24 protein-coding genes and 1 pseudogene are annotated in these 23159 nt (G+C 60.6%); 10 read left to right on the top strand and 15 right to left on the bottom strand.

The window, feature by feature from the left end:
• Positions 1 to 16: 16 nt before the first annotated feature.
• Positions 17 to 199 (bottom strand): 50S ribosomal protein L32, encoded by a 183-nt coding sequence (gene rpmF / locus ACM64M_RS11780; protein WP_416228891.1) that lies wholly within the window; start codon positions 197 to 199, stop codon positions 17 to 19.
• Positions 200 to 430: 231 nt separating this feature from the next.
• On the opposite strand from rpmF, the gene ACM64M_RS11775 reads away from it, so the two are divergent.
• A complete protein-coding gene (locus tag ACM64M_RS11775; protein ID WP_416228890.1) occupies positions 431 to 826 on the top strand; it encodes an MAPEG family protein in 396 nt (131 codons plus the stop codon).
• A gap of 130 nt (positions 827 to 956) precedes the next feature.
• Here ACM64M_RS11775 and ACM64M_RS11770 read toward each other — a convergent pair whose 3' ends face one another.
• Both ACM64M_RS11770 and ACM64M_RS11765 read right to left on the bottom strand, forming a co-directional pair.
• A complete protein-coding gene (locus tag ACM64M_RS11770; RefSeq protein ID WP_416228889.1) occupies positions 957 to 1625 on the bottom strand; it encodes an MBL fold metallo-hydrolase in 669 nt (222 codons plus the stop codon).
• A gap of 11 nt (positions 1626 to 1636) precedes the next feature.
• Complete coding sequence (locus ACM64M_RS11765) at positions 1637 to 2317, bottom strand: S24 family peptidase (RefSeq protein WP_416228888.1); 681 nt, start codon at positions 2315 to 2317, stop codon at positions 1637 to 1639.
• A gap of 133 nt (positions 2318 to 2450) precedes the next feature.
• On the opposite strand from ACM64M_RS11765, the gene ACM64M_RS11760 reads away from it, so the two are divergent.
• From ACM64M_RS11760 to ACM64M_RS11750, 3 genes are all read left to right on the top strand, one after another.
• Positions 2451 to 2699, top strand: a complete 249-nt coding sequence (locus ACM64M_RS11760; RefSeq protein WP_416228887.1) for a hypothetical protein — start codon at positions 2451 to 2453, stop codon at positions 2697 to 2699.
• Positions 2689 to 3117 (top strand): hypothetical protein, encoded by a 429-nt coding sequence (locus ACM64M_RS11755; protein ID WP_416228886.1) that lies wholly within the window; start codon positions 2689 to 2691, stop codon positions 3115 to 3117. Before ACM64M_RS11760 ends, ACM64M_RS11755 begins: the two co-directional genes overlap by 11 nt.
• 62 nt (positions 3118 to 3179) lie before the next feature.
• On the top strand, positions 3180 to 3881 hold the full coding sequence (locus ACM64M_RS11750; protein ID WP_416228885.1) for a TonB-dependent receptor: 702 nt from the start codon (positions 3180 to 3182) through the stop codon (positions 3879 to 3881).
• A gap of 19 nt (positions 3882 to 3900) precedes the next feature.
• Here the strand turns inward: ACM64M_RS11750 and ACM64M_RS11745 are convergent, their stop codons facing one another.
• The 11 genes from ACM64M_RS11745 to fsa all read right to left on the bottom strand — a co-directional run bounded on the left by ACM64M_RS11745 (position 3901) and on the right by fsa (position 14572).
• Complete coding sequence (locus ACM64M_RS11745; RefSeq protein WP_416228884.1) at positions 3901 to 5283, bottom strand: aldehyde dehydrogenase family protein; 1383 nt, start codon at positions 5281 to 5283, stop codon at positions 3901 to 3903.
• Between the two features lie 22 nt (positions 5284 to 5305).
• Positions 5306 to 6964, bottom strand: a complete 1659-nt coding sequence (locus ACM64M_RS11740; RefSeq protein ID WP_416228883.1) for an acetolactate synthase large subunit — start codon at positions 6962 to 6964, stop codon at positions 5306 to 5308.
• Positions 6965 to 7168: 204 nt separating this feature from the next.
• Positions 7169 to 8131, bottom strand: a complete 963-nt coding sequence (locus tag ACM64M_RS11735; RefSeq protein WP_416228882.1) for a D-2-hydroxyacid dehydrogenase — start codon at positions 8129 to 8131, stop codon at positions 7169 to 7171.
• Positions 8128 to 8748, bottom strand: a complete 621-nt coding sequence (locus ACM64M_RS11730) for a class I SAM-dependent methyltransferase (RefSeq protein ID WP_416228881.1) — start codon at positions 8746 to 8748, stop codon at positions 8128 to 8130. Before ACM64M_RS11730 ends, ACM64M_RS11735 begins: the two co-directional genes overlap by 4 nt.
• Complete coding sequence (gene cysS, locus ACM64M_RS11725) at positions 8745 to 10211, bottom strand: cysteine--tRNA ligase (RefSeq protein ID WP_416228880.1); 1467 nt, start codon at positions 10209 to 10211, stop codon at positions 8745 to 8747. The genes ACM64M_RS11730 and cysS overlap by 4 nt, the downstream gene beginning before the upstream one ends.
• A gap of 133 nt (positions 10212 to 10344) precedes the next feature.
• The gene (locus ACM64M_RS11720) at positions 10345 to 11004 is read right to left on the bottom strand and encodes a nitroreductase (RefSeq protein ID WP_416228879.1); all 660 of its coding nucleotides are present in this window, start codon (positions 11002 to 11004) and stop codon (positions 10345 to 10347) included.
• Positions 11001 to 11300, bottom strand: coding sequence for a type II toxin-antitoxin system RelE/ParE family toxin (locus ACM64M_RS11715; RefSeq protein WP_416228878.1), 300 nt, complete (start codon positions 11298 to 11300; stop codon positions 11001 to 11003). Before ACM64M_RS11715 ends, ACM64M_RS11720 begins: the two co-directional genes overlap by 4 nt.
• A complete protein-coding gene (locus ACM64M_RS11710; protein ID WP_416228877.1) occupies positions 11297 to 11584 on the bottom strand; it encodes a ribbon-helix-helix domain-containing protein in 288 nt (95 codons plus the stop codon). Before ACM64M_RS11710 ends, ACM64M_RS11715 begins: the two co-directional genes overlap by 4 nt.
• A 55-nt stretch (positions 11585 to 11639) precedes the next feature.
• A complete protein-coding gene (locus tag ACM64M_RS11705; RefSeq protein WP_416228876.1) occupies positions 11640 to 11978 on the bottom strand; it encodes a DUF2513 domain-containing protein in 339 nt (112 codons plus the stop codon).
• An 8-nt stretch (positions 11979 to 11986) separates the two neighbouring features.
• Entirely contained in the window at positions 11987 to 13822 is a 1836-nt protein-coding gene (gene cobT / locus ACM64M_RS11700; protein WP_416228875.1) for a cobaltochelatase subunit CobT, read from the bottom strand.
• 96 nt (positions 13823 to 13918) lie between these two features.
• Entirely contained in the window at positions 13919 to 14572 is a 654-nt protein-coding gene (fsa, locus tag ACM64M_RS11695) for a fructose-6-phosphate aldolase (protein WP_416228874.1), read from the bottom strand.
• A 71-nt stretch (positions 14573 to 14643) separates the two neighbouring features.
• Between fsa and ACM64M_RS11690 the strand changes: the two genes are divergently transcribed.
• Both ACM64M_RS11690 and ACM64M_RS11685 read left to right on the top strand, forming a co-directional pair.
• Positions 14644 to 15297 carry a DUF2490 domain-containing protein gene (locus ACM64M_RS11690; protein WP_416228873.1) on the top strand — a complete coding sequence of 218 codons (654 nt, stop codon included), beginning with the start codon at positions 14644 to 14646 and terminating at the stop codon, positions 15295 to 15297.
• Positions 15298 to 15373: 76 nt separating this feature from the next.
• Positions 15374 to 16066, top strand: coding sequence for a DUF2490 domain-containing protein (locus ACM64M_RS11685; RefSeq protein WP_416228872.1), 693 nt, complete (start codon positions 15374 to 15376; stop codon positions 16064 to 16066).
• Between the two features lie 13 nt (positions 16067 to 16079).
• Here ACM64M_RS11685 and ACM64M_RS11680 read toward each other — a convergent pair whose 3' ends face one another.
• A complete protein-coding gene (locus tag ACM64M_RS11680; protein ID WP_416228871.1) occupies positions 16080 to 16775 on the bottom strand; it encodes a DUF4197 domain-containing protein in 696 nt (231 codons plus the stop codon).
• Positions 16776 to 16832: 57 nt separating this feature from the next.
• Here ACM64M_RS11680 and ACM64M_RS11675 point away from each other — a divergent pair, with 57 nt between their 5' ends.
• The 4 genes and pseudogenes from ACM64M_RS11675 to ACM64M_RS11660 all read left to right on the top strand — a co-directional run bounded on the left by ACM64M_RS11675 (position 16833) and on the right by ACM64M_RS11660 (position 23147).
• A complete protein-coding gene (locus tag ACM64M_RS11675; protein WP_416228870.1) occupies positions 16833 to 19010 on the top strand; it encodes a primosomal protein N' in 2178 nt (725 codons plus the stop codon).
• A gap of 33 nt (positions 19011 to 19043) precedes the next feature.
• Positions 19044 to 20609 carry a cryptochrome/photolyase family protein gene (locus tag ACM64M_RS11670; protein ID WP_416228869.1) on the top strand — a complete coding sequence of 522 codons (1566 nt, stop codon included), beginning with the start codon at positions 19044 to 19046 and terminating at the stop codon, positions 20607 to 20609.
• Positions 20494 to 21186: pseudogene (locus ACM64M_RS11665) on the top strand (glutathione S-transferase family protein); the annotation flags it as partial. The gene ACM64M_RS11670 and the pseudogene ACM64M_RS11665, both read left to right, overlap by 116 nt.
• Positions 21187 to 21389: 203 nt before the next feature.
• The gene (locus ACM64M_RS11660) at positions 21390 to 23147 is read left to right on the top strand and encodes a hypothetical protein (protein WP_416228868.1); all 1758 of its coding nucleotides are present in this window, start codon (positions 21390 to 21392) and stop codon (positions 23145 to 23147) included.
• Positions 23148 to 23159 lie beyond the last annotated feature (12 nt).

Raw genomic sequence — 23159 nt, 5'->3', positions numbered from 1 at the left:
CTTTCTCAGAAACGGGTCAGATACCCTTGGGCACGATCACTTCGCGGCCGTTGTAAAAGCCGCAGGCCGAGCACAGATTGTGCGGCCGTTTCAACTCGCCGCAATTCGAACATTCCTGGAATGCATCGACTTTCAACGCGTCATGCGAGCGGCGATTGCCGCGGCGGTGGGGGGATACTTTTCTCTTGGGGACAGCCATGGCTACGCCACTTCCTCAACTAAAACGTGTGTTTGCGCGATTGTCGCGCCGGATGTTTCGAAATCGCCCTTAGGGCAAGGCGGCATTACGCACAAGGGCGACCCCATGCGAATGCGTCCGTGCCGGTTGTGGCGGAAGGCGGGCGCTATAACGCAAAATTCGCACGTTGCAAGCGGTGCTGCGCAAGCCTAGCAGAGCGCGACAAAATATAATTAAGGGGGACCTGCCATAATGACCGTGCTGACCGTAACACTCGCCGCCGCCGCCGCTGCTGCGATTCTCAACATCTGGTTGTCGATCCGCATCGGCGCGATCCGCCAGTCCGCAGGGATCAGCATTGGCGACGGCGGCAGCGAGCCGTTGCAACGCCGGATGCGCGCGCAGGCCAACTTCGTCGAGAACACGCCATTTGTGCTGGTGCTGATCGCGGCAATCGAATTGGCGGGCGCAGGCGGCCCATGGCTGCAATATGTCGCTGCCGCCTATATCATCGGACGCATAGCGCATGGTTTCGGCATGGACGGCGGATCGTTGCAGGTCGGACGCATGATCGGCACGCTGGTGACGATGCTCACGCTGCTGGGGCTGGCCATAGTGGCGGCGCTGGCGGCTGCGGGGGTGATGTAGAAAAGAAGGTGCATCGCGACCATCGGCCCGCCAGCAGGCGGGCCGCAAGTGCGACCGCGCGCCCGCAGCGGGTGCGTAGCGCAGCGGAGCACGTCTAGCGAGGACGCTCCGGCGGAGGCCGGAGCGAAAATCAGGAAAGCGCGTAGTCGCTGACAAATGCGTTGGTCTGGCGTTCGCGGCCAAAGGTGCTGGTGGCGCCGTGGCCGGGGATGAACATCACGTCCTCACCCAAGGGCCAGAGGCGCTGCGTGATCGAATCGATCAGGTCCTGATGATTGCCTTTGGGGAAGTCCGTGCGCCCGATTGAGCCCTGAAACAGCACGTCGCCGACAATGGCGAAGCGGCTGGGTTCATGGAAGAACACCACATGGCCGGGGGTGTGGCCGGGGCAGTGGATGACGTCCAATGTCAATTCGCCAACTGTGACCGTGTCGCCGTGCGTCAGCCAGCGGGTCGGGGTGAAGCTTTTCGCTACCATCCCCCAGCGCGGGCCGTCATCATCGAGCTGGTCGATCCAGAAGCGGTCGTCCTCATGCGGGCCTTCGATGTCGAGCCCCAGCTCGTCCGCCAGCATCCCCGCCTGCCCGCAATGGTCGAGATGGCCGTGGGTGACGAGGATTTTTTCGAGCGTCACGCCCGATTTAGCGACGCCCTCCTTCAGCTTATCGAGATCGCCGCCGGGATCGACCAACGCGCCCTTCATCGTCTTGGTGCACCAGATCAGCGAGCAGTTCTGCTGAAGCGGCGTTACCGGAATAATCGCGGCTTTCATCGGAGGCGTTTTGGGTGTGTCGGTCATAGGAATGCGGCTTAAACCCGCCCCCCCTTCCACACAACCCGCCCGATAATCGCCACCTCCTCCGCCGCCACCTCCACCGGCGGATAGGCGAGGTTTTGCGATAGCAGCGCGAAGCGCCCTGCCCCGGCCTGCGCAACGCGCTTGACCATTAATGTGTCGCCTAGGCGCACGACATGCACCCCGTCGCGGAAGGGTTGCGGGCGGCGGTCAATGAGGATTTCGTCGCCATCGCGCAGCAGCGGCTCCATCGAATCGCCCTCGACCGTGATCGCGGACAATTGCGCGCCTTCCAGCCCCTGCTCCGCGAGCCAGCGGCGCGAGAAGCGAAAGGCGTCGAACGCCTTCTCGCTCTCCGGCAGAGCACCCGGACCCGCTGACGCGCCGATATCGAGCCGGGGGACATCGACCCATTCGCCCGAATCACCCCGCCTACGGGTTTGAGCGTAGGAATTTTCCTGCGTCGGATCGCTCCCGCCCAGTTCCTCCTCCGCCACGCCGAAGAATTGCGCGAGCATCCGCCGGTCCCCCTCCTCCAGCTTTCGCGGACTCCCTTTGCGAATGAATTGCTGGAGATAGCTCGCATTCCGGCCGAGCAATTCGGACAGGCTGGCAAGGCTCGCCCCGCGTTCCTGCGACAGTTCGAGAAGGCGGGCGCGCGGTCCCTCGGCAAAGGTTTCTGGCTGCTTAATCATAAATCCTTCCTACACGAAAGATTTTTCCTAGACAAGTTGGATTTGGACTGGAACATTTAAGGAACATCGAGCGAGTCGCAGGGTCGCGTCTCCCCGATTTTCAAACCCTCCGGGGCCAAAGGAGACAGTCGAGATGCTGATTCGCAGGATCGAGAAATTCATGCGCGTGCACGAAATGCCCGCGACCAAATTCGGCAGATTGGCCGCCAATGACCCGCGCTTTGTGCTGGATCTGCGGATGGGCCGCGTGCCGCGCGCATCCACCGAGGCGCGCATCCGCCGCTGGATGACCGAATATGAGGCCGCGTTGCGCCCCGCGCCTGCTCCTGCGCCCCAGCAATTTTCTACTTCCGAGATGAAGGAACTTTCGCATGCTTTTTAACGACACAAACCTTGCCGATGCGCCTTACGAATTGGAATCCAAATCCGCCGACGGCAGCGGTGCACAGCCATCACCCCGTTCGCAAGCGCGCCGCTATCGACCGCGCCGCAGCACGTCCGACCGGGTGCAAGAGGCGCTGTTGATGCTCGCCAAGGGACGCGCCAAGCTGCTCTCTCACGAAGAGAGGGCCTGGGCTTCGATCACCTTTTCCGGCACACGCCACGAAGTGATGCTGGATTTTCCCGGTGCCGAAGCGGTGTTGGCGGGCGAAGATTTCATCGCTCACCTGCCCGATCACGAATTCACCATCCCCGGCCATCTGGTTGCCGACGCCACAATAAGCGCCGTCGATCACCGTTTTGGCGCGGAGGAACGCATGGTGGTGACCGCAGTGCTGTTGCTCTTGGAGGAGCGGTAATACGCTTGACCAAGTGTCGCGGGCGGTTTCAATATTCGCAGGCATATTGAGAGGATTCCGCGATGCACAGGTTTTTGCTGATACTTTGCGCCGCCTTGATCGCCGAAACTGCGGCTGTGGCTCAGGATTTGAGCCGTCAGGAAATCGTCGTCACGGGATCGCGCATCGATCAGGATGATTATTCGGATTACCAGCCCGCAATCGGCCTGAGGCGCAAGGCCGATTTTCTTGTGCAGGAAGTGGCCGTGCGCGGTGACACGCGTGACGGCGAGCAACGCGCCGAAGAGATCCTTGCGATGCTGCGCGCGGCGATCCGCAGTGCGGACCGGGGCGCAATTGAACTGGCCACTGGGAGCTATATTCTCACCCGCCTCTCCCTCGACAATGTTGAGGATGTCGATTTGCTGGACGACCGCAGACCCGATGCCCAAAGGGTGAACATTCTGGTCAAGGCTCCGCTCGATGGCCAGTCGGTGGCAGAAGCGCAGGCGGCAATCCGCGCATTTATCGAAGGCGTTCCCGAAGTCGGAAGGGCTCAGATGGATGAAATGGGCGACCCCACGCTTTCGATTGTCGGCCCCGACAGCTACCGCGACGCTATCATTGCCGAAATCACCAGCGACGCAAAGCGGCAAGCGGAGGTGATCGGCCCTGACTATGCGGTCGAACTCACCGGGCTGAACATGCCGGTCCAATGGACGCGCGCAGGCCCAGGTGAGGTGCTGCTGTTTATACCCTACGAATTGACGCTTCGCCCGCGTTAATGCGCGGGCGAAATGCGTCTCAGCCCTTGAATACGATCATCTTTTCAATCGTCATTTCGTGGCAGGTGTAGGGAATTCCGCCCACCCCGTGTCCTGATGTGCGCAGCCCGGCGAAGGGCATCCAGTCGGTGCGGAAGGCTGTGTGATCGTTCACCATGACCGCTGATGCGTCGATGTTGCGATAGGTGTGCAGCGCGCTTTTCAGATCGTTGGTGAACACCGCCGCCTGAAACGCCACGTCGAGTGAATTGGCCTGCGCAATCGCAGCGTCCACATCGTCATAGGAATAGAGGCACACCACCGGGCCGAACACTTCGTTGCGCGAAATCGTGGCATCGACCGGCGGGTTAAGCAGCAGAGTGGGAGCGTAGGTCGTGTCCGACAGCTTCTCGCCCCCGCACAGCACCTCTGCGCCGCCCTCGCGCGCTTCATCGACCCAAGCGGCGACGCGGTCGCATTCCTTGGGCCGGATCAATGGGCCGCAGTCGACATCCTCGCGCACCGCATTGCCCACGGTCAGCGCCTTGGCAGCCTCAGTCATCTTCGCAGCAAGATCGCCGATGATTGAGCTATGCGCAAATACGCGCTGCACCGATACACAGACCTGACCCGAATGGTAGAAACCGCCCTTGGTCAGGCTGGGCACGGCGGCGTCAATATCCGCAGTCGCATCGACAATCACCGGAGCCACGCCGCCATGTTCGAGCGCGCAGCGCGTGCCCGGTGCCAGTTTCGACCGCAGCGACCAGCCAACTCCGGCGGACCCGATAAAGCTGAAGAAAGCGACGCGCGGGTCGCTGACCATGCGCTCCGACACATCGCGGGGAGGCTGAACCGCGCGGGCCCAATCCTCTGGCAGGCCCGCTTCGTGCAGGATCGAGATAAACTCGAAACACGACAGTGGCGTATCCGCCGCAGGCTTGACGATCACCGGGCATCCGGTCGCCACCGCTGGCGCGACCTGATGCACGATCAGGTTCAGCGGGTGGTTAAAGGCCGAGACCGCAACCACCACGCCAATCGGTTCGCGGGTGGTCCAGGCAAGCCGCCCATCCCCCGCTGCCGTCAGCCCCATCGGGATCTCAGTGCCTTTCAGCGACCCGATTTCGTGGATGCACAGTTCCATCCCGTTGATCGCACGGTCCACTTCGACCCGCGCATCGACCAGCGGTTTGCCCCCTTCATTGGCGACCTGAAAGGCGAGATGGTCCCGCCTTTCCTTCATGATCTCCATCGCCCGGTGGAGGATGGCCGCGCGTTCATGCGGCTTCTTCCACTGCGAGCGATCCCGGTGCAGCGCCTGCGCGCGGTCTAGATATTCATCGACCATTTCCCAATCAGCGGTCGGCACGCTGCCGATCACTGAAAGGTCAAACGGATTGACGACTTCATGCATGGTCATGTCCTTTGGTCGTCGGTGGCAATCACAATTCCGCGCTGAGTTTCTTGATATCGCGGTTCAGGATTTGATCGTTCTCCGTGTAATCGACCGGGCAATCGATCAAATGGACCCCCGGCGTATCGCGGCAATGCGCGAGCACCTGGGTAAGGTGCGACGACGATTCGACCCGGTGGCCGTGCCCGCCATAGCTTTCGACATATTTGACGAAATCAGGGTTGCCATAGGTCAGGCCGAAATCTTCAAAGCCCATGTTCGCCTGTTTCCAGCGGATCATGCCATAGGCATCATCGCGCAGGATCAGCACGGTCAGGTTCAGCCCCAGACGCACCGCCGTTTCAAGCTCCTGCGAATTCATCATGAACCCGCCGTCGCCGCAAACCGCCATCACCTTGCGTTCGGGATAGAGCATCGCGCTCATCATCGCGCTCGGCAGGCCCGCGCCCATCGTGGCCAGCGCATTGTCGAGCAGCACGGTGTTGGGGAGGTAAGCGGTGTAACCGCGCGCGAACCAGATCTTGTAGACCCCGTTGTCAAGGCAGATGATCCCGTCGCGCGGCATACAGTCGCGCACTTGCTGAACCAGATGCGGCGGGAAAATCGGGAAGCGTGTATCGGCGGCCAGCCCGGCGGTGTGATCCAGCTCAGCCTGATGATAGGCAAGCAGCTGGTCAAAGTTCCAGTCGCGGTTGGGCGAAATGTCTTCCTTGATCTGCCAGATTGCATTGCCGATGTCGCCGATCACTTCGATCTGCGGAAAATAGACCGGATCGACCTCTGCCGTCTTGGTCGAAACATGGATCACGGTGACGCCGTTGTCCTTCATGAAGAACGGCGGCTTTTCGATCACATCGTGGCCGACATTGATAATGCAATCCGATGCCTCCACCGCGCGGTGAACGAAATCGCCCGCCGACAGCGCAGCGCAGCCTACGAATTTCGGATGGCGTTCATCAATCACGCCCTTGCCCATCTGCGTCGTCAGAAAGGGAATGCCGGTCTTCTCGACCAGCTGTTCAAGCATCCGGCCCGCCTTTTTGCGGTTGGCGCCAGCGCCGATGACGATGATCGGGCTCTTGGCCTTTTCGATGGCTTCAACCGCTGCACGCACTGCCTTGGACTCTGCCGAAGGACGCCGCGCGATGCTCTTTGGCAGCGGCTTGAAATCGGTCGCGTGTTCTTCGGCAATATCCTCGGGCAGTTCGATCAGGGTCGCGCCAGGCTTTTCTTCCTCGGCCAGACGATAGGCCTCGCGGACGCGGCTGGGGATGTTGTCGCCCGCCGCGATCTGGATCGCATATTTGGTGACCGGCCCCATCAATTGGACGATATCGACGATCTGGAACCGGCCCTGCTTCGATTTCTTGATCGGTTTCTGACCGGTAATCATCAGCACCGGCATCCCGCCCAATTGTGCATAGGCAGCGGAGGTCACGAAATTGGTTGCGCCTGGCCCCAGCGTCGCAACGCAGACGCCGGTCTTGCCCGTGTGGCGGCCATAGGTTGCGGCCATAAAGCCTGCGCCTTGTTCATGGCGGGTGAGGATCAGTTTGATCTGTTTGGACCGGCCCAGCGAATCGAGGAAATCAAGATTTTCCTCCCCTGGGACGCCAAAGATATATTCGCAGCCTTCGGCTTCGAGGCACTCGATAAAAACGTCCGAGGCTTTTTTGGTAGTGGTCATCTGAAATTTCCCCCCATGATTGCGCGCAGGCGATTGCGGCGCCCGCCGAAACAGTTTTCACGCAAAGACACCCCCTTTCGGAGGCTGCACCCCAATTGCCCTTGCGCTACAATTCCTATGTGACCGGGCCGTGATGGCCAAGTCGCTAGGTTATGTATTGCAGGAATCCGCCAGAATCCAAGGGCCAAGAATGATTTGGCCGTATCAATATCCAAGCCGAGGATCGAAAACCGGCCCAATCGGCTGGCCAGCGCGGTATTTTGCCAGATTTTCAAGGAATCGTTCGGCGCTGCGATAAAACATCTTTTCCTGCGCGCGCCCCGATAGATGCATGGTGATATGCGCATTGGAAAGCGACCATAATTTGTGATCGGAGGGTAGCGGTTCGGGCGTGGTGACATCCAGAAATGCGCCGCCAATCCGCTTACTTTCCAGCGCCTCCACCAGCGCGCCCTGATCGATCACGCTGCCGCGCGCGATGTTGACGAGCACGGCGTCGGATTTCATCGCGGACAGCTCATCCGCCCCGATCATACCCTCGGTCTCGGGGGTGGCGGGGACGGCGAGGATGATCCAGTCAAACTCGCCCAGCCGCGCGCGCCATTCATCGGGACCAAGGGTGTTTTCGCCCCCAGAGACCCTGGCGCTGCGCCGCACCACGCTGACCGCCACATCAAAGGCAGCAAGGCGCGGCTCGATCAGCTTTCCAATTGCGCCATAGCCCAGCAGCAGCGCCTTTGACCCGGCCAGTTCGCGCTTGCCCGGCGAATCGAGCAGCCATTCGTGCCGGTCCTGCGCGCGCACCACCTCGCGGTAACCCTTGGCGATGTTCAGCATTCCCATCACCACATATTCAGCAATCGTGATCGCGTTGATGCCCGCACCGTTGGTGACGGTGATCCCGCGCTCGATCAGCACGTCCATCGGCAGGAAATCCAGCCCGGCGTAGATCGAATTAAGCCATTTCAGATCGGTCGCCGCGTTCAGGGTCTTCACCATGTCCTGTGGGTTGTTGGAATCGAACCAGCCAATTTCGGCCCCCTTCACCGCCTCCAACGCCTCTTCATGCGTCATGAACCAGCGCACATCGAGGTCATCGGGAAGCCGCGGCTCCAGCAGCGGGCGAATGAGGCCGGATATTGCGAGGGTTGTCAGGCGAGTGGTCATGTCGTCTCCTTGCGAAAGGCGCACCATGTGAAGGCCTGCGCTGCACCCGAAGGTGTAAGATGGGTTTCGCGCCAGCTTTCGATCAAGCTCAGGCTAGCGCCGAATTCCTGTGTCAGATCATCCGCGCCATATTGCCGAACCGGCAGTCCGCTGCATTTTTCGGGACCATCCTTGGCAAAGGTGGCGATCAGCATCAGCCCGCCCTGTGCGAGCCCGTCCAGCAGCGCCGATTTATACACTGCCCGCTCGGCGTGCTCCGTCAGAAAATGAAACACGGCGCGATCATGCCAGATATCAAAGGTGCGCTTGGGGTGCCAAGCCGTGATGTTGGCGCAAATCCAATCGACGTTCCCTGCATCCGCTCCCAACGCCGCGCGAGCATGGGAAAGCGCCGCGTCCGATATATCGAGCACAGCAAGGTCGCTCCATCCCGCGCGCAGCAATTCGGCAGCCAGCGACGACGCACCCCCGCCGATATCGATCAGCGATCGATTGGGAGTTGCCTGCAATCGTGCGAGCGCGTCGAGCGAAGGGCTTGGCAGGGGCTGATACCAACTGACCTGATCGGTCGGTTTGGTTTCATAGACGGTTTGCCAATGCTTCCTGCGATCACTCATACGCTCAGCTTCCAATCCCAGCCGAGAGGATCACCGTCCATCACTTCAACTCCCTTGGCGCTGAGTTCATCGCGGATCGCGTCGGAGTATGCGAAGTCCTTAGCGGCGCGCGCTTTGACGCGCTCAAAGACCTTGTCTTCAACTTCATTTGTGCGGAGCTGAGCATCAAGCGGTCGTAGCCTTAGATGAAGGCGATCCAGCCATCTAATGTTCAAGCCAAGAACCTCATCCATATGCAACAACAGCGGCCACCGATATTCGTCAGGAATCGCAGGTGTCGCTAGGACGCGATCAAAGATCGTTAGGGCCTCGGGCGAATTTAAATCGTCGCTAATCGCAGCATCGAATTCATCGAGAAAGAAGCTGGCCTCCGACCCAGCGAGTGGCGGAAATTCGTGAAGCTGTGAGAATTTTGAACGAAGCCTCTCCACCCCCATCACCATCCGCTTCAACCGCACCAGCGCCGCTTCCAGCCCTTCCCACGAAAACTCCAGCTCGCTGCGGTAATGCGCCTGCAGGCACATCATGCGGTAGGCGAGTGGGTGATAGCCCTTGTCGATCATCAATTGCAGCCGCAGGAACTCACCCGAGCTCTTCGACATCTTGCCCGAACGTTCGACCAGGAAGTTGTTGTGCATCCAGATCTTCGCGCCCGAATGACTTGCAACATCCAATGAACCGCAGCCGCAAAACGCCTGATTTTGCGCGATTTCATTGGGGTGATGGATTTCACGGTGGTCGATCCCGCCGGTGTGGATGTCGAACGGGAAGCCGAGCAGCTTTTCCCCCATCACCGAACATTCGAGATGCCAACCGGGCGCGCCCTTGCCCCATGGGCTGTCCCATTCCATCTGGCGCTTCTCGCCCGCCGGAGTCTTACGCCAAATGGCAAAGTCGGCGGCGTTGCGCTTGCCTTCGACATCGCCGATTCGGCTTTCGCCATCATCCGTTTGAGCGCGCGCGAGCCGCCCGTAATCTGCCACGCTCGACACATCGAAATACAGCCCGCTGTCGAGCTCATAACAATGCTTGTCCGCGATACCCTTCGCGAATTCGAGCATGTCGCCGATGTAATCGGTCGCAATCGACCATGTAGCCGGCTCGCGGATATTGAGCGCCTTTACATCGGCCCAATATGCCTCGGTGTAATGCCGCGCGATGTCCCAGATCGACTGCGCTTTCTCCGCAGCCATCTTCTCCATCTTGTCCTCGCCCGCGTCGGCATCGTCGGTCAAATGCCCGACATCGGTGATGTTGATGACGTGGGTGAGTTTGTAGCCCTTCCACGACAGCGTGCGCCCCAGCACATCGGCGAACACATAGGCGCGCATATTGCCAATATGCGGGTAATTGTAGACCGTCGGCCCGCAAGTGTAGACGCGCGCTTCCCCATCATGGACTGGCACGAATGGTTCCAGCTGCCGGGTGAGCGAGTTGAACAGTTTTAAGGGCGCTTCGGTCATGGGGCAGTGCTTTGGCCAGACTGTGTGATTCCGTCAATTCTCTCGTCATTCCGAGCCGAAGGCGCGGCAATCCAGTGCCAAATGCGCGCCGCTCTGGATTGCCACGTCGCTTCGCTCCTCGCAATGACGGGAATCAGAACCCGATGAACTGCACCTGTTCGTCCAGTGGCACCCGCTCGCGTTCAAAATTGTTGAGCGGGGCATCGGGATCGCGATATCCGATCGCCATACCGCAAAAGAACATATAGCGTTCGTGATCCAGCCCCAGATGGTTGCGGATCACATTGGCATAAAGCGCCATATATTCCTGAAAGCAGCTATCCAGCCCCTCCTCGCGCAGCAGCAACGCGACGGTCTGCAGCCACATGCCGGTGTCGGACCATTGCGGTTCTTTCATCAGGCGCGGGAAATAGACGAACATAACCGCCGGCGCGTCAAAGCTGGTGGTGTTGCGCCCCATCGCCGCCATGCGCCCCGCGCTATCGTCGCGGGCGATTCCCAGCGCGCCGAACATGCCCTTCGATACGCCGTGAAGCCGCGCGGTATAGGCGTCTTCCTGCCCCGGCGCGGTCCAGTCATATTCGGCGGCTTGCGGCGGAGAGGTGGTGAGTTTTGCCTGCAAGTCCTTGAGCGGCTGGCCGGTGAGGATGGTTGCTTCCCACGGTTGATAATTGCATCCCGATGCCGCCCAGCGTGCCTTGTCCATCACGCGGCGCAAGGTTTCGAGACCGACCGGCTTGTCGAGAAACTGCCGGACAGAGCGACGGGTGGTTACGGCTTGGGTGACGTTCATTCGGCATCTCCGGACATAATTGTTTCGATATCGCGGCGACCATGAAGGTAGCGCAGGATCGTGACGCCTTCTTCGCTAACTTCAAACAGGATCAGGTAATTGCCAAAGCGCGCCGAGCGCACTGCACTGCCCCATTCGGGCCGCATGCGGTATAATGTTGGCTGTCCGGCAATCTGCGCTGTGCGATCAAGCAGTTCAGCGACGTAGCTGGCAGCGCGTTCGGGATTGTCGCGCGCAATGGTCTCGCCAATGTCGAGCAAGTCGACCTGCGCATCCGGAGTAAAGGCAAAGTTCACGCGCTGCGCCGGGCCAGTTCTTCGCCTGCAACCTTAGCCACATGCTCACGCACCTGCGCGAACACCTCTCCCGCAGGGATACGTCCGCCTGCACGCGCCGAATCGAGCATCGCGCGCACCGCGGCGTTGTCTCGGTCGGCCCGCTCCTGCTCGTCGCTCCAATCGCGCAACGCCTCGCGCACCACTTCGCTGGTGGTGGCATAATCGCCGCGCTCTACCGCCGCGCGCAGCTTGGCAGCCATTTCGGCGGGCATGGTGACGGTGATGCGTTCGAGTTTGCTCATGAGTATGCAGATATCATACTTTGTATGATTGGGGCAATGGTAGCTGTCTGTGCCGTCACACTAACGGAATGCCTAACTCCGCTGCTTTAGCGCGGATATACCCGCTCGCCATTTCTCCGATCAGCTTCACGCCCCATGAGTTCAGCTTGGTCGCACCTTCCTTGGTTTTCCTCCAAATTTCGGGATCGCGGACTTTATCCAGAAATTCATGGCCTTGCCAAGTAATAGCCAAGCATCGATGATCGTTCTCAACGACAAACTCAGCCGATTTCAGCATCGCGATGTGTGCGAGGGTCAACTCACGATTATCTCGAAATAGCTTGAACTCATTGAGCAAAATTAGCCGGTCATCATGCTCCTCCATCCAGAGTAGCATCTCGCGGATCAAGTCCATGTCCCGCTTCACCGCCCCTTGCCCTTCTCATCCTCGAACAGCTCCGCCAGTTGCTCCATGATCGTGCCGCCGAGCTGTTCGACATCCATGATCGTCACCGCGCGGCGATAATAGCGCGTCACATCATGCCCAATCCCGATCGCCACCAGCTGCACGGGCGAAACCCTTTCGATCCACTGGATCACGCCGCGCAGATGCGCCTCAAGATACCCGGCGGAATTGACGCTCAAGGTGCTGTCATCCACCGGTGCGCCGTCCGAAATCACCATCAGGATGCGGCGTTCCTCGGGGCGATACATCAAGCGGCTGTGCGCCCACAGCAAAGCCTCTCCATCGATATTCTCTTTCAGCAGCCCTTCGCGCATCATCAGCCCAAGGTTGCGGCGCGCGCGGCGCCACGGCTCATCAGCCTGTTTGTAGATGATGTGGCGCAGATCGTTGAGACGCCCCGGCCCCTGCGGCTTGCCATCGGCCAGCCACGCCTCGCGGCTCTGCCCGCCCTTCCATGCGCGGGTGGTGAAGCCGAGGATCTCGGTCTTGACCCCGCAGCGCTCCAAGGTGCGCGCAAGGATGTCGGCGCTGATCGCGGCGATGCTGATCGGGCGTCCGCGCATTGAGCCGGAATTGTCGATCAGCAGGGTGACGATCGTATCCTTGAAATCAATGTCGCGTTCGACCTTGTAGGTCAGCGCAGTGCCGGGCGAGACGATCACGCGGGACAGGCGCGCGGCATCAAGCACGCCCTCTTCCTGATCGAAATCCCAGCTGCGGTTCTGCTGTGCCATCAGGCGGCGTTGCAGGCGGTTGGCGAGCCGGGTCACGACCCCCTGCAATCCCGTCAGCTGGCTGTCGAGATAGGCGCGCAGCCGGTCCAGTTCCTCAGCATCGCACAGTTCGGGCGCGGAAACCTCTTCGTCGAACCGCTCCGTAAAGGCCTTGTAATCGAGGCCCTCAGGAATATCACCCTGCGGGCGGTTAGGGCGCACCGGGGCGTTGGAGGCATCGCCTTCTTCACCCGGTTCGCCGTCCTGCATATCCTCATCTGCGGAAAGCTCGCTTTCGGCATCACCTTCGCCGTCGCCTTCGGCCATGTCGCCGGCAATTTCGGCGCTTTGCGGGTCGCCGTCGCCTTCGTTCTGTTCATCGCCGGACTGATCGTCCTCTTCGCCCTCGTCCTCGTCCGAATCATCATTGTCGGTCTGGTCGGGCGCATCGGTGGGGCGGGTCAGGTCAAGATCACGCAGCAAATCGAGCGCAAGCCGCTGAAACGCTTCCTGGTCGGTCAGGCTATCCCCGAGCGCGGAGAAATCATCGCCGATTTTCTCAAGGATGAATTCGCGCACCAGACCAACCCCGGCCTGCGCCTTTTGCGGCACCGCCTCCCCCGTCAATTGTTCGCGCAGCATCAGCGAAAGCGCGGTTTGCAGCGGCACTTCGGAAGAATTCTGCGCGCGCACGATGGGATCGGCGGCGGTGCGCAATTCGGTGGCGGAATCGAGATTGGCCCTGATCCCGCCAAACCGGTTCGCACCCAAGGCCTCATAACGGACCTGTTCGATCGCATCATAACAAGCGCGCGCAACCGGCTCTGGCGGCGCGCCCAAGGCGTGGAGGCCTGCATCGTGATGCCGCAATTTGAGCGCGAAACTGTCGGCAAAGCCGCGCGCTTCGGTAACCTGCTCAGGCGGCAAATCGCGCCCAGGCAATGGCACGCGGAAACGGTTGCCCGCGCTGCCAGGCACATCGGCGCTCCAAGCGACCTCGACCTCGGCATCGCGCGCGATCGCCCGTGACGCTCCGGTTAGCGCCTGTTTAAATCTGTCGAGAGGGGATTCTTCAGCCATAAATACCCTTGTGCGCTCCCGCGACGGCGAGAGCCTCATGCCGCAAACGCACTGCTTACGGCATGAGGTCCCCGCCTTCGCGGGGACTCGCAAATGTTACAATATCGATTGCCCGGTCGCTGCCCAATCCTTGAGGAAGCCTTCGATCCCCTTGTCCGTCAACACATGGTTGAACAGCGCGAGAATGACCTTGGGCGGCGCAGTGATGACATCCGCGCCAATCCGCGCGCTTTCGAGCACATGGCCCGTGTGCCGGATGCTGGCGACGAGGATCTCGGTGTCATAGAGATAATTGTCATAGATCAGCCGGATGTCGCGGATCAGGTCCATCCCGTCAGTGCCATTGTCATCGTGCCGCCCGACGAATGGCGAGATGAAGGTCGCCCCGGCCTTTGCCGCGAGCAGCGCCTGATTGGCGGAAAAGCACAGGGTCACATTGACCATTGTGCCTTCACTAGTGAGCGCCTTGCAGGTTTTCAGCCCATCGACCGTGAGCGGCACCTTGATACAGACATTGTCCGCAATCTTGCGCAGCACTTCGGCCTCTTTCATCATAGTTTCATGATCCAGCGCGACAACTTCGGCTGAAACCGGACCATCGACGATGCTGCAGATTTCCTTGGTTACTTCCATGAAATCCCGACCGGATTTGTGGATCAGCGATGGATTGGTGGTCACCCCGTCGAGCAAGCCGGTGCTCGCCAGATTACGAATGTCCTCGATCTCGGCGGTGTCGACAAAGAATTTCATGAGCGCGCCCTTTCACAGTTGCGTTAAACTGGTTCTCATTGTGCAGGAGCCTTAGACTTAAAGCCATGATTATGACCCCCAACAGATTTGCCAGCGTGATTGCCTGCGCGCTTGCCGCTTGGCAACCGTCGGCGGCGTTTGCGCAGGAAGAAGATGTGCAATTGTGGGCCTATGCAATTGTGCAGGGCGATCTGGATGAGGAAACGCGGCTGACCATCGACGGCTCGGCGCGCTGGCGCGAACAGCGATTGGGCGACGAACAGCAAACTCTCCGCTTTTCAATCGATCGAAAGGCGGCAGATGGCGTGCGCATCGGCGGCGGGTTCGGTGTGTTCGAAGCCGCAGGCGGCGCGACCGAACTACGCCCCCATCAGGAGGTGACATTCACGCGCGGGCGTATCGCGGCGCGCACCCGGATCGAACAAAGGTTCTTTGACGGCGCAGACCGGATGGAACTGCGGTTCCGACAGCGCCTGCGCTACACTCAGCCGCTGGGACGCGATTGGCGCGGCAGCATTGACGGCGAATATTTCAACCTCGTCCAGACCCGCAACCGCGATCCCGACGCCGCGCGCGATCAATGGCGCGCCCGGCTGATCCTGACATACCGGGCGGCAGAAGCGCTGTCGCTGGGCGCGGGCTATCTGTTTATCTTCACTCCGCAGCCCGATGGATCAGAACAGATCAATCATGTTCCGCAGATATTGGTAACGCAGCGGTTCTGAAAAGTGGTTGAAATTTTCGGGAACACCTGCGCCGTGCGGCAGTTAATGTTGTCTCATATCATCGCAGGGAACTATCATGATTTCGGCAAACGCACGCGGCCTTTTCAGGACAATCGTTTTCGCCAGCGCCTCCCTCGCCGCGTTCTGCGCTGGTCCGGTAAATGCGGCGGAGGATGATTTCAACATCTGGACCGGGCAATTTGCCACATTCAATGTCAGCGACGACGTCTATGTGCGCATCGAAGCGCAAGAACGCTTCACCAATGATGCAGACCGGCTGGGCCAGTTGTTGCTGCGCAGCCTGGTCGCCTATCGCATCAATCCGGATGTCAATATCGGCGGCGGCTATGCTTATATCCGCACCGATCCGGTGGGACCGTCGCGAATCAACGAGCATCGCTTTTATCAGGAACTCAACCTGCGCCTTGTCAATGCTGGCGGCGTCACACTCGATTCCCGCACCCGGCTGGAACAACGCACATTTGAGGAAGGCAGCGAGATCGGCTGGCGGCTGCGCAATTTTGTGCAATTGCGGGCGCCGATCAGCGAAACCAACCAGATTGTCGCCTACACTGAGCCGTTCATTGAGCTGAATGAAACCCCGATACAGCGCGGCGGACTGTCGGTGTGGCGTAACTTCGTGGGTGTCTCAGTGCCACTTGCACCGGGCGTTCAGGTCGTTCCGGGTTATCTCAATCAGCACGTCTTTCGTGATGGTCGAGACCGATCCGACCACGTTGCCAACGTCAACATCTTCATGAACTTCTAGCGCGGTAAGTGCATCAAATCTGCGTGCCCGCGCCAAACACGCCAATCAGCACGGGATCGCGGGTTGAGCGGGGATCGGCGCGGATTGCGGCTTCCTCTGCGCCGATTTCGGTCCAGATCGCATCGTCAATATTTCCTGCGAGCCGCTGTGCAATGCCGCTGACATTGGTGCCGGTGGCGGCGTCGATCAACTGGCCGACCAGCGGGTCAGAGGCGATGCGGATTGCCTCGCCCAATTCGGGCACCATTGCATCGATCAAACGCCCGCCCAATTCGCCGCGCAGCGCCTCGGTTGCGGCTTGGGGTCCGCCGCGCACCAATTCGATCGCGTTGGCAAAGCCGATCACCCGCACCGCATCGGTCACAATTGGAGCGGCGCGATAGGATCCCTCGATGGCAATATCGGCAAAGGCGTCTTCGAGCCGGTCCTTGAACAGCGCCGAGGTCAGGATGCGCGTCAGAGTATCGCCGCGCGTGCCGAGCATGTTGGACAACCCCAGTCGCCCGACCTGTTGATCCCAATAGCCATCCGGTGCGGTCAACCGAGCAAAGGCGTTTTCGCTTGCGCGCAGCAGCAATCTCCGGATCGCTTCGGTCATGCTGAAGGCAGGGAAGCTGGTGCAAGCGGGCAGCACAAGCATTGCCGCGCCGCCCAATCCAGCAGTCATGAGCAGGCGCCGGTCGAGCGGCGTTGATGCAAGGTCGTTCATAGTCGGTCTTCTGTCCTTGTGATGCCTGCGTGAATCACCCCATATTGTATCCCGATTATGAACCGCGTCCGACTACTTGTTCTGAATGCCGCGCTCGGCCCGCTCGATTACAGCGTGCCGAAGGGCATGCGCGTCGAACCGGGCAGCGTCGTGATCGCTCCGCTAGGGCCGCGGACGGTGACCGGAATCGTCTGGGACGAAGGCCGCCTGCCGGGCAAGCAGGTCGATTCGAACAAACTGCGCCCGATCCGCGAGGTGGTGGATGTGCCGCCGCTCTCCGCTCCTTTGCGCCGCCTGATCGAATGGACCGCCGAATATTACTGCGCAGCGCTGGCCAGCGTCGCGCGAATGGTTTTGTCGAGCGGAGGCGCGCTGGGCGGGCCGACCACCATGACCGAATACCGCCTGTCGGGCGGCCTGCCCGAACGCATGACGTCGCAGCGGCTTGCCGCGATTGAGACGCTGGAGGATGAACAGGGGACGATCCGTGAACTGGCCGGGATTGCGGGCGTATCCGAAGGGGTGCTGCGCGGGCTGGTCAATCAGGGCGTGATCGAGCCGGTAATGGTGGCCATCGACCGGCCCTATCCTCAAGCGGATGCGGATTTTCATCAGCCCGAACTCTCTCTCGATCAGCGAGCCGTGGCACGTGAGATGGTGGACGCGGTGGCAGCGCGCAGCTTTGCCCCCTTTTTGCTCGACGGAGTGACGGGATCAGGCAAGACCGAGACCTATTTCGAACCTGTCGCGCAGGCGCTCCGCATGGGGCGGCAAGTGCTGGTGTTGCTGCCCGAAATCGCGCTGACCGAGAATTTCCTCTCCCGCTTCGAGCAACGCTTTGGCGCGGCCCCGGTTCAGTGGCATTCCTCGCTCAAATCGACCGAACGCCGCCGCGCGTGGCGCGCCATTGCCGGAGGCCCAAAAGGTGGGGGCGCGCAGGTCATCGTCGGTGCGCGCTCTGCACTGTTCCTGCCCTATGCCGACCTTGGCCTGATCGTGGTCGATGAAGCGCATGAGATCAGTTTCAAGCAGGATGACGGGGTGCGATACAACGCCCGCGATGTCTCGGTAATGCGCGCGCGGTTCGAGGGCGTTCCGGTGATCCTGTCCAGCGCGACCCCGGCGCTGGAAAGCCTGCATATGGCGAGCAGCGGAATATATAAGAAGCTGGTGCTGCCCAGCCGCTTTGGCGTGGCTGAAATGCCTGCGATCAAACTGATCGACCTGACGATCGAAAAGCCCGCCAATGGCCGCTGGCTGTCTGCGCCTTTGATCGAAGGAATTGCGGCGCGGCTGGCGGCGGGCGAACAGGCGCTGCTATTCCTCAACCGTCGCGGCTATGCCCCGCTGACCCTGTGCCGCAATTGCGGGCACCGGTTCCAGTGCCCCAATTGCAGCGCATGGCTGGTCGAACACCGCCTGTCCGCTCGCCTTGCCTGCCATCATTGCGGGCTGGAAACAAAGCCGCCTGAAAAATGCCCCGAATGCGGTGAGGCCGATTGCCTGGTCGCCTGCGGTCCCGGGGTCGAGCGGATCGCGGATGAGGTCGCAGAACTGTTCCCCGAGGCCCGCATCGCGGTTGCCACGTCCGACACGCTGGGGTCACCCGAACGCGCGGCGGAATTCATCGCGCAGGCCGAAGCCAAGGCGATTGACGTGATCGTCGGAACACAGCTCGTGACCAAAGGCTTTCACTTCCCCGAACTCACTTTGGTGGGCGTTGTCGATGCCGATCTGGGCCTTGAGGGCGGCGATCTGCGCGCGGCCGAACGCACCTATCAACAGGTCGCGCAGGTCGCCGGGCGCGCCGGGCGCGGGGCCAAGCCGGGCGAAGTCCTGCTCCAGACCCGCCATCCGGATGCCGCGGTCATCGCCGCATTGGCCAATGGCGACCGCGACGCATTCTACGCCGCTGAGACAGAGGCGCGGCGCGATGCCGGGGCACCGCCGTTCGGGCGCTGGGCGGCGATCATCCTGTCGAGCGAGGATGAACGCGAAGCCCGCATGGCCGCCGCGCGGCTGGGCGATTGCAGGCCGGTTCAGGACGATCTCTATATCCTGGGTCCGGCCCCTGCCCCAATGGCACTGCTGCGCGGCCGGTTCCGCTACCGCTTCCTCGTCAACGCGCGGCGCAGCGCGAACCTGCAAAAAGCCTTGCGCGAATGGATCGGCGCGCAGGATTTTCCGCCGGGCGTGCGAGTGGGTATCGACATTGATCCTTATAGCTTTGTTTGAGGCACTTATCCTGCGCGCGCGCATTGATGCCGCATGACCCATCCCATCCTCGTCCCGATCCTCGGCGATCAGCTGTCCCGCACCCTGTCCAGCCTGCGAGGCTGCGCCAAGAACGAGACGATCATCCTGATGATGGAGGTGTGGGGCGAGGCAACCTATGTGAAGCATCACAAGCAGAAGATCGCGTTGATTTTTTCCGCCATGCGCCACTTTGCCGCTGAGTTGCGTGAGGCCGGGTGGCGCGTCGATTATGTAGAACTCACCGACCCGGACAACACCGGCAGCTTCACCGGCGAAGTCGCGCGCGCAATTGAACGCCACAACCCGCGCACAATCTGCATCACCGAGCCAAGCGAATGGCGGGTGCAGCAAGCCATTGAGGAATGGCCAGACAAGTTCGACTGCCTGATCGAACTGTTGCCCGACGACCGCTTTCTTTGCTCGCACAGGGAGTTCCGTGAATGGGCCGATGGTCGCAAGAGCCTGACAATGGAGCATTTCTACCGCGAGATGCGCCGCAAGACCGGGCTGTTGATGCGCGAAGACGGCACACCAGAGGGCGGAGCGTGGAATTACGATGCCGAAAACCGCGAACCACCAAAGGGTGACATGATCGCACCCCCCGCCCCCAAATTCGAACCCGACGAAATCACGCAAGAGGTGATCGCTCTGATGCATCAGCAATTCGGCGATCATTTCGGTGATCTCGAACCCTTCGGCTGGCCCGTCGCCGCACGGGAGGCAGAGCAAGCCGCCGATGCATTCTTTTCGACAAGGCTCGAAAAATTCGGCCCCTATCAGGATGCGATGCTGCACGGTCAGGATGACCTTTATCACTCGATGCTGTCGACCAGCATCAATCTTGGCCTGCTGGACCCGCTCGATCTGTGCCGCCGAGCCGAGCAGGCATATAAGGACAGCAAGGCACCGCTCAATTCGGTCGAAGGCTTCATCCGCCAGATCATCGGTTGGCGCGAATATGTGCGCGGATTTTACTGGCTGCACATGCCGGGGCTGGCCGAGGCAAACGAACTCGCCGCAGCCCGACCTTTGCCTGAATTTTTCTGGACCGGCGACACCGACATGCGCTGCCTCGCCGATTGCGTGCGCACCACGCGCGAGGATGCCCATGCGCACCATATTCAGCGGCTAATGGTGCTCGGCAATTTCTGTCTGATCGCCGGGATTGACCCGAAAGCGGTGCAGGACTGGTATCTTGCCGTTTATGCTGATGCCTATGAATGGGTCGAACTGCCCAATGTCAGCGGCATGGTGCTCTATGCCGATGGCGGAAAGCTGGCGACCAAACCCTATGCGGCGTCCGGCAATTACATCAACACGATGAGCGATTACTGCAAAGGGTGCCGTTACAAGGTCAGCCAGAAGACCGGCGAAGGCGCTTGCCCCTTCAACGCGCTCTACTGGCATTTCATGGATCGCAATCGGGACCGGCTGAAAGGCAATCACCGGATCGGGCGCATTTATGCCAATTGGGACCGTATGGGCGCAGACCGGCAACGCGAATATCTGGAGAGTGCGGAAATTTTCCTCGACACTCTGCAACCGGCGCGCAAAGGCTGGGCGCGAATTGAGAACTAAGGAGCCACACGCCATGCTGACCGTCCACCATCTGCGCATTTCGCAATCCGAACGCATCGTCTGGCTGTGTGAGGAGCTGGGGCTGGATTACGATCTGAAGCTCTACGATCGCGATCCTGAAACACGGCTTGCACCGCCCGAATTAAAGGCACTGCACCCGATGCAGATTGCGCCTTTGATCGAAGACGCGGGCTTGATGCTGGGCGAAAGCGGGGCAATCGTCGAATATATCACCGGCAAATACGCGCCCGATACTTCATTGGTCCCCGGCGCTGACCATCCCGATTTCGCCGATCACCTCTATTGGTTCCACTTTGCCAACGCGACCTTCATGACCAATGGCATGATGCAAATCGCGGTGAACTTTGCCGGTGCGGCAATGCCTGCGTCACTGATGAAGCGCGTCACCAATGCCTGGGAACAGATCGAGCGGCGGCTGGGCGAGGCGGACTTTTTCGGCGGCGCGCAGCTGACCACTGCCGACATCATGATGGTGTTCCAACTGACCACCAGCCGTGCCTTCAATGGCATGACCATCGACCATATGCCGAACCTGAAAGCCTACCTCGCACGCATCGGCGCGCGCGAAGCATACCAGCGCGCAATGGCCAAATGCGAACCGGGAATGCCGCCCAAACTGGATTGAGGCGCATTGCACGGAAAGCAGGATTGCTTGCCGGAATTGACTACCCCCCCCAGAAGTATACGTAAGTTTACTAGGACTAACGCGAGAACAGGCGCCGATTCGCCCGCATTTTTCGCTTGGGGGGAATGCATCGCTTGAAGAAATCAGTTCTCGCAGGAGCGTCGATCCTGACGCTCACTTTCGCATCGCCAGCCATGGCGCAGAGCAATTCCAGCACTGCCGACCAGACCGGCGACGGCAACAGCGCGGTGGTCGCGCAGCCCGGTTCGGGCAACGCCTCCGAAATTACGCAGGACGGCCTTGCCACCGGGGTGGACGGCATCGCCAACGAAGCGAGCGTCGCGCAGGCGGGCACTGGCGGATTTTCCGAGGTGATCCAGACGGGCGACAACAGCGCCACCGTGACCCAGACCGCCACTTCGATCGGCATGAATTCCGAACTGATTCAGGAAAACGCAGGCGGCGGCACCAGCAACACAGCGACTGTAATGCAGGACGGCACCGGATCGGGGATCGGGTCGGGCACGGGTTCGCTGATCGAGCAGACCGGCACCGACGGCACCGTCACCGTGATGCAAGGCGCGGGCAGCACCGATGCGCTCAGCATCGTGATCCAGAGCGGTGACGATGCCGAGGCCACCGTGACGCAGGATTCGGGCACGGGCAGCACCTCCACCATCCTGCAACCAGGCGTATTCGTGCGCGCAATCGTTTCGCAGACCGGCGACGGCAACGATTCGACCGTGACGCAGGATTTTGAGAACAACGTCGTCGACGTGCTCCAGAACGGCGCGGGCAATGTGTCCGATGCGACGCAGAGCGGTTTGCGCGGTATCATCGATGTCGATCAGGTGGGCGACAGCAACACCTCGACCATCGAACAGACCGGCGAGGTCATGACCGCATTCGTCGATCAGGGCGGCACGGGCCACAGCGTGACGATCCTGCAATCCACGGGAACGCCTGCCAGTTCGGTGGTAAGAGCCGGCGCGGTCGTCACCCAGCGCGGCAACACCAACACCGCCGAGGTTGACCAGTCGGGCAGGCAGACTGGAACAAGCTTTGGCCAATTTACCGCCCCCATCCGCTTGTCCAATGCTGCCCCGTTTGCCGATGTGCGGCAGACCGGCGACGACAACTTTGTCGATATCGACCAGCCCGGCAACTCGGTGGGCGTGTTCGCGTTCCAGACCGGCAATCGCAACCGCGCCATCGTCTTACAAACGGTGGAGGACGCAGAGACGCTTAACACCCAGACCGGCGATGACAATTCGATCAACGTCACCCAGTCTGTTACCGCCAATCGCGGTCTCGGTTCTGCCATCAACACCCAGATCGGCAACCGCAACACAATCATCACGGACCAGTCTGGCACTGGCCAGCCTTTCTCCCGCATTCCGAGAGCTGAGGTCCGTCAGGAAGGCGACGACAATTTTGCCGACACAATGCAGGAAGGGATCGGCGCTCAAGCTTTCGTGGATCAGATCGGGGACATGAACCGTTCAACCGTCAGGCAGGACACCGATCCTGGCGGCATTGCGGATGTGAACCAGAACGGCGACAACGGCATATCGGAAGTCATCCAGACCGGCTTCTTCCATGAGGCGCGGCTCGACCAGTTCGGCACATTCAACGAAAGCAGCATCACGCAGGACGGCACCCAGCAAAGAGCGAATGTAACCCAACGCGGCACGTTGAACGAAAGCACCGTCATGCAAACCGGCCCCGCACGCAACACCGCCACGGTCACGCAGAACGGCGAAGAGGGCGACAGCTTGTTGATGCAGGATGGCGAATCGAACATCGCCACGGTGACGCAAGGCGGCATGATGGACGTGTCGACCATCACCCAGACCGGCGTGGGCAACACAGTGACGGTGAGCCAGAACTGATCCTGCTCCGCG

This window comes from Qipengyuania sp. ASV99, assembly GCF_047872805.1.
In the GTDB taxonomy this organism is placed as follows: domain Bacteria; phylum Pseudomonadota; class Alphaproteobacteria; order Sphingomonadales; family Sphingomonadaceae; genus Erythrobacter.
Note: the sequence above shows the minus strand (reverse complement) of the source record. Positions and strands in the feature narration are given on the sequence as shown.

Coding starts and splice junctions, on each gene's coding strand:
- ACM64M_RS11680 (WP_416228871.1), bottom strand. CDS start 16,775: ATGAACGACCTTGCATCAACGCCGCTCGACCGGCGCCTGCTCATGACT.
- ACM64M_RS11760 (WP_416228887.1), top strand. CDS start 2,451: ATGCTGATTCGCAGGATCGAGAAATTCATGCGCGTGCACGAAATGCCC.
- ACM64M_RS11765 (WP_416228888.1), bottom strand. CDS start 2,317: ATGATTAAGCAGCCAGAAACCTTTGCCGAGGGACCGCGCGCCCGCCTT.
- ACM64M_RS11770 (WP_416228889.1), bottom strand. CDS start 1,625: ATGACCGACACACCCAAAACGCCTCCGATGAAAGCCGCGATTATTCCG.
- ACM64M_RS11670 (WP_416228869.1), top strand. CDS start 19,044: ATGACCCATCCCATCCTCGTCCCGATCCTCGGCGATCAGCTGTCCCGC.
- ACM64M_RS11750 (WP_416228885.1), top strand. CDS start 3,180: ATGCACAGGTTTTTGCTGATACTTTGCGCCGCCTTGATCGCCGAAACT.
- cysS (WP_416228880.1), bottom strand. CDS start 10,211: ATGACCGAAGCGCCCTTAAAACTGTTCAACTCGCTCACCCGGCAGCTG.
- ACM64M_RS11710 (WP_416228877.1), bottom strand. CDS start 11,584: ATGAGCAAACTCGAACGCATCACCGTCACCATGCCCGCCGAAATGGCT.
- fsa (WP_416228874.1), bottom strand. CDS start 14,572: ATGAAATTCTTTGTCGACACCGCCGAGATCGAGGACATTCGTAATCTG.
- ACM64M_RS11745 (WP_416228884.1), bottom strand. CDS start 5,283: ATGACCATGCATGAAGTCGTCAATCCGTTTGACCTTTCAGTGATCGGC.
- ACM64M_RS11755 (WP_416228886.1), top strand. CDS start 2,689: ATGCTTTTTAACGACACAAACCTTGCCGATGCGCCTTACGAATTGGAA.
- ACM64M_RS11685 (WP_416228872.1), top strand. CDS start 15,374: ATGATTTCGGCAAACGCACGCGGCCTTTTCAGGACAATCGTTTTCGCC.
- ACM64M_RS11720 (WP_416228879.1), bottom strand. CDS start 11,004: ATGAACGTCACCCAAGCCGTAACCACCCGTCGCTCTGTCCGGCAGTTT.
- cobT (WP_416228875.1), bottom strand. CDS start 13,822: ATGGCTGAAGAATCCCCTCTCGACAGATTTAAACAGGCGCTAACCGGA.
- ACM64M_RS11775 (WP_416228890.1), top strand. CDS start 431: ATGACCGTGCTGACCGTAACACTCGCCGCCGCCGCCGCTGCTGCGATT.
- ACM64M_RS11675 (WP_416228870.1), top strand. CDS start 16,833: ATGAACCGCGTCCGACTACTTGTTCTGAATGCCGCGCTCGGCCCGCTC.
- rpmF (WP_416228891.1), bottom strand. CDS start 199: ATGGCTGTCCCCAAGAGAAAAGTATCCCCCCACCGCCGCGGCAATCGC.
- ACM64M_RS11730 (WP_416228881.1), bottom strand. CDS start 8,748: ATGAGTGATCGCAGGAAGCATTGGCAAACCGTCTATGAAACCAAACCG.
- ACM64M_RS11690 (WP_416228873.1), top strand. CDS start 14,644: ATGACCCCCAACAGATTTGCCAGCGTGATTGCCTGCGCGCTTGCCGCT.
- ACM64M_RS11705 (WP_416228876.1), bottom strand. CDS start 11,978: ATGGACTTGATCCGCGAGATGCTACTCTGGATGGAGGAGCATGATGAC.
- ACM64M_RS11740 (WP_416228883.1), bottom strand. CDS start 6,964: ATGACCACTACCAAAAAAGCCTCGGACGTTTTTATCGAGTGCCTCGAA.
- ACM64M_RS11735 (WP_416228882.1), bottom strand. CDS start 8,131: ATGACCACTCGCCTGACAACCCTCGCAATATCCGGCCTCATTCGCCCG.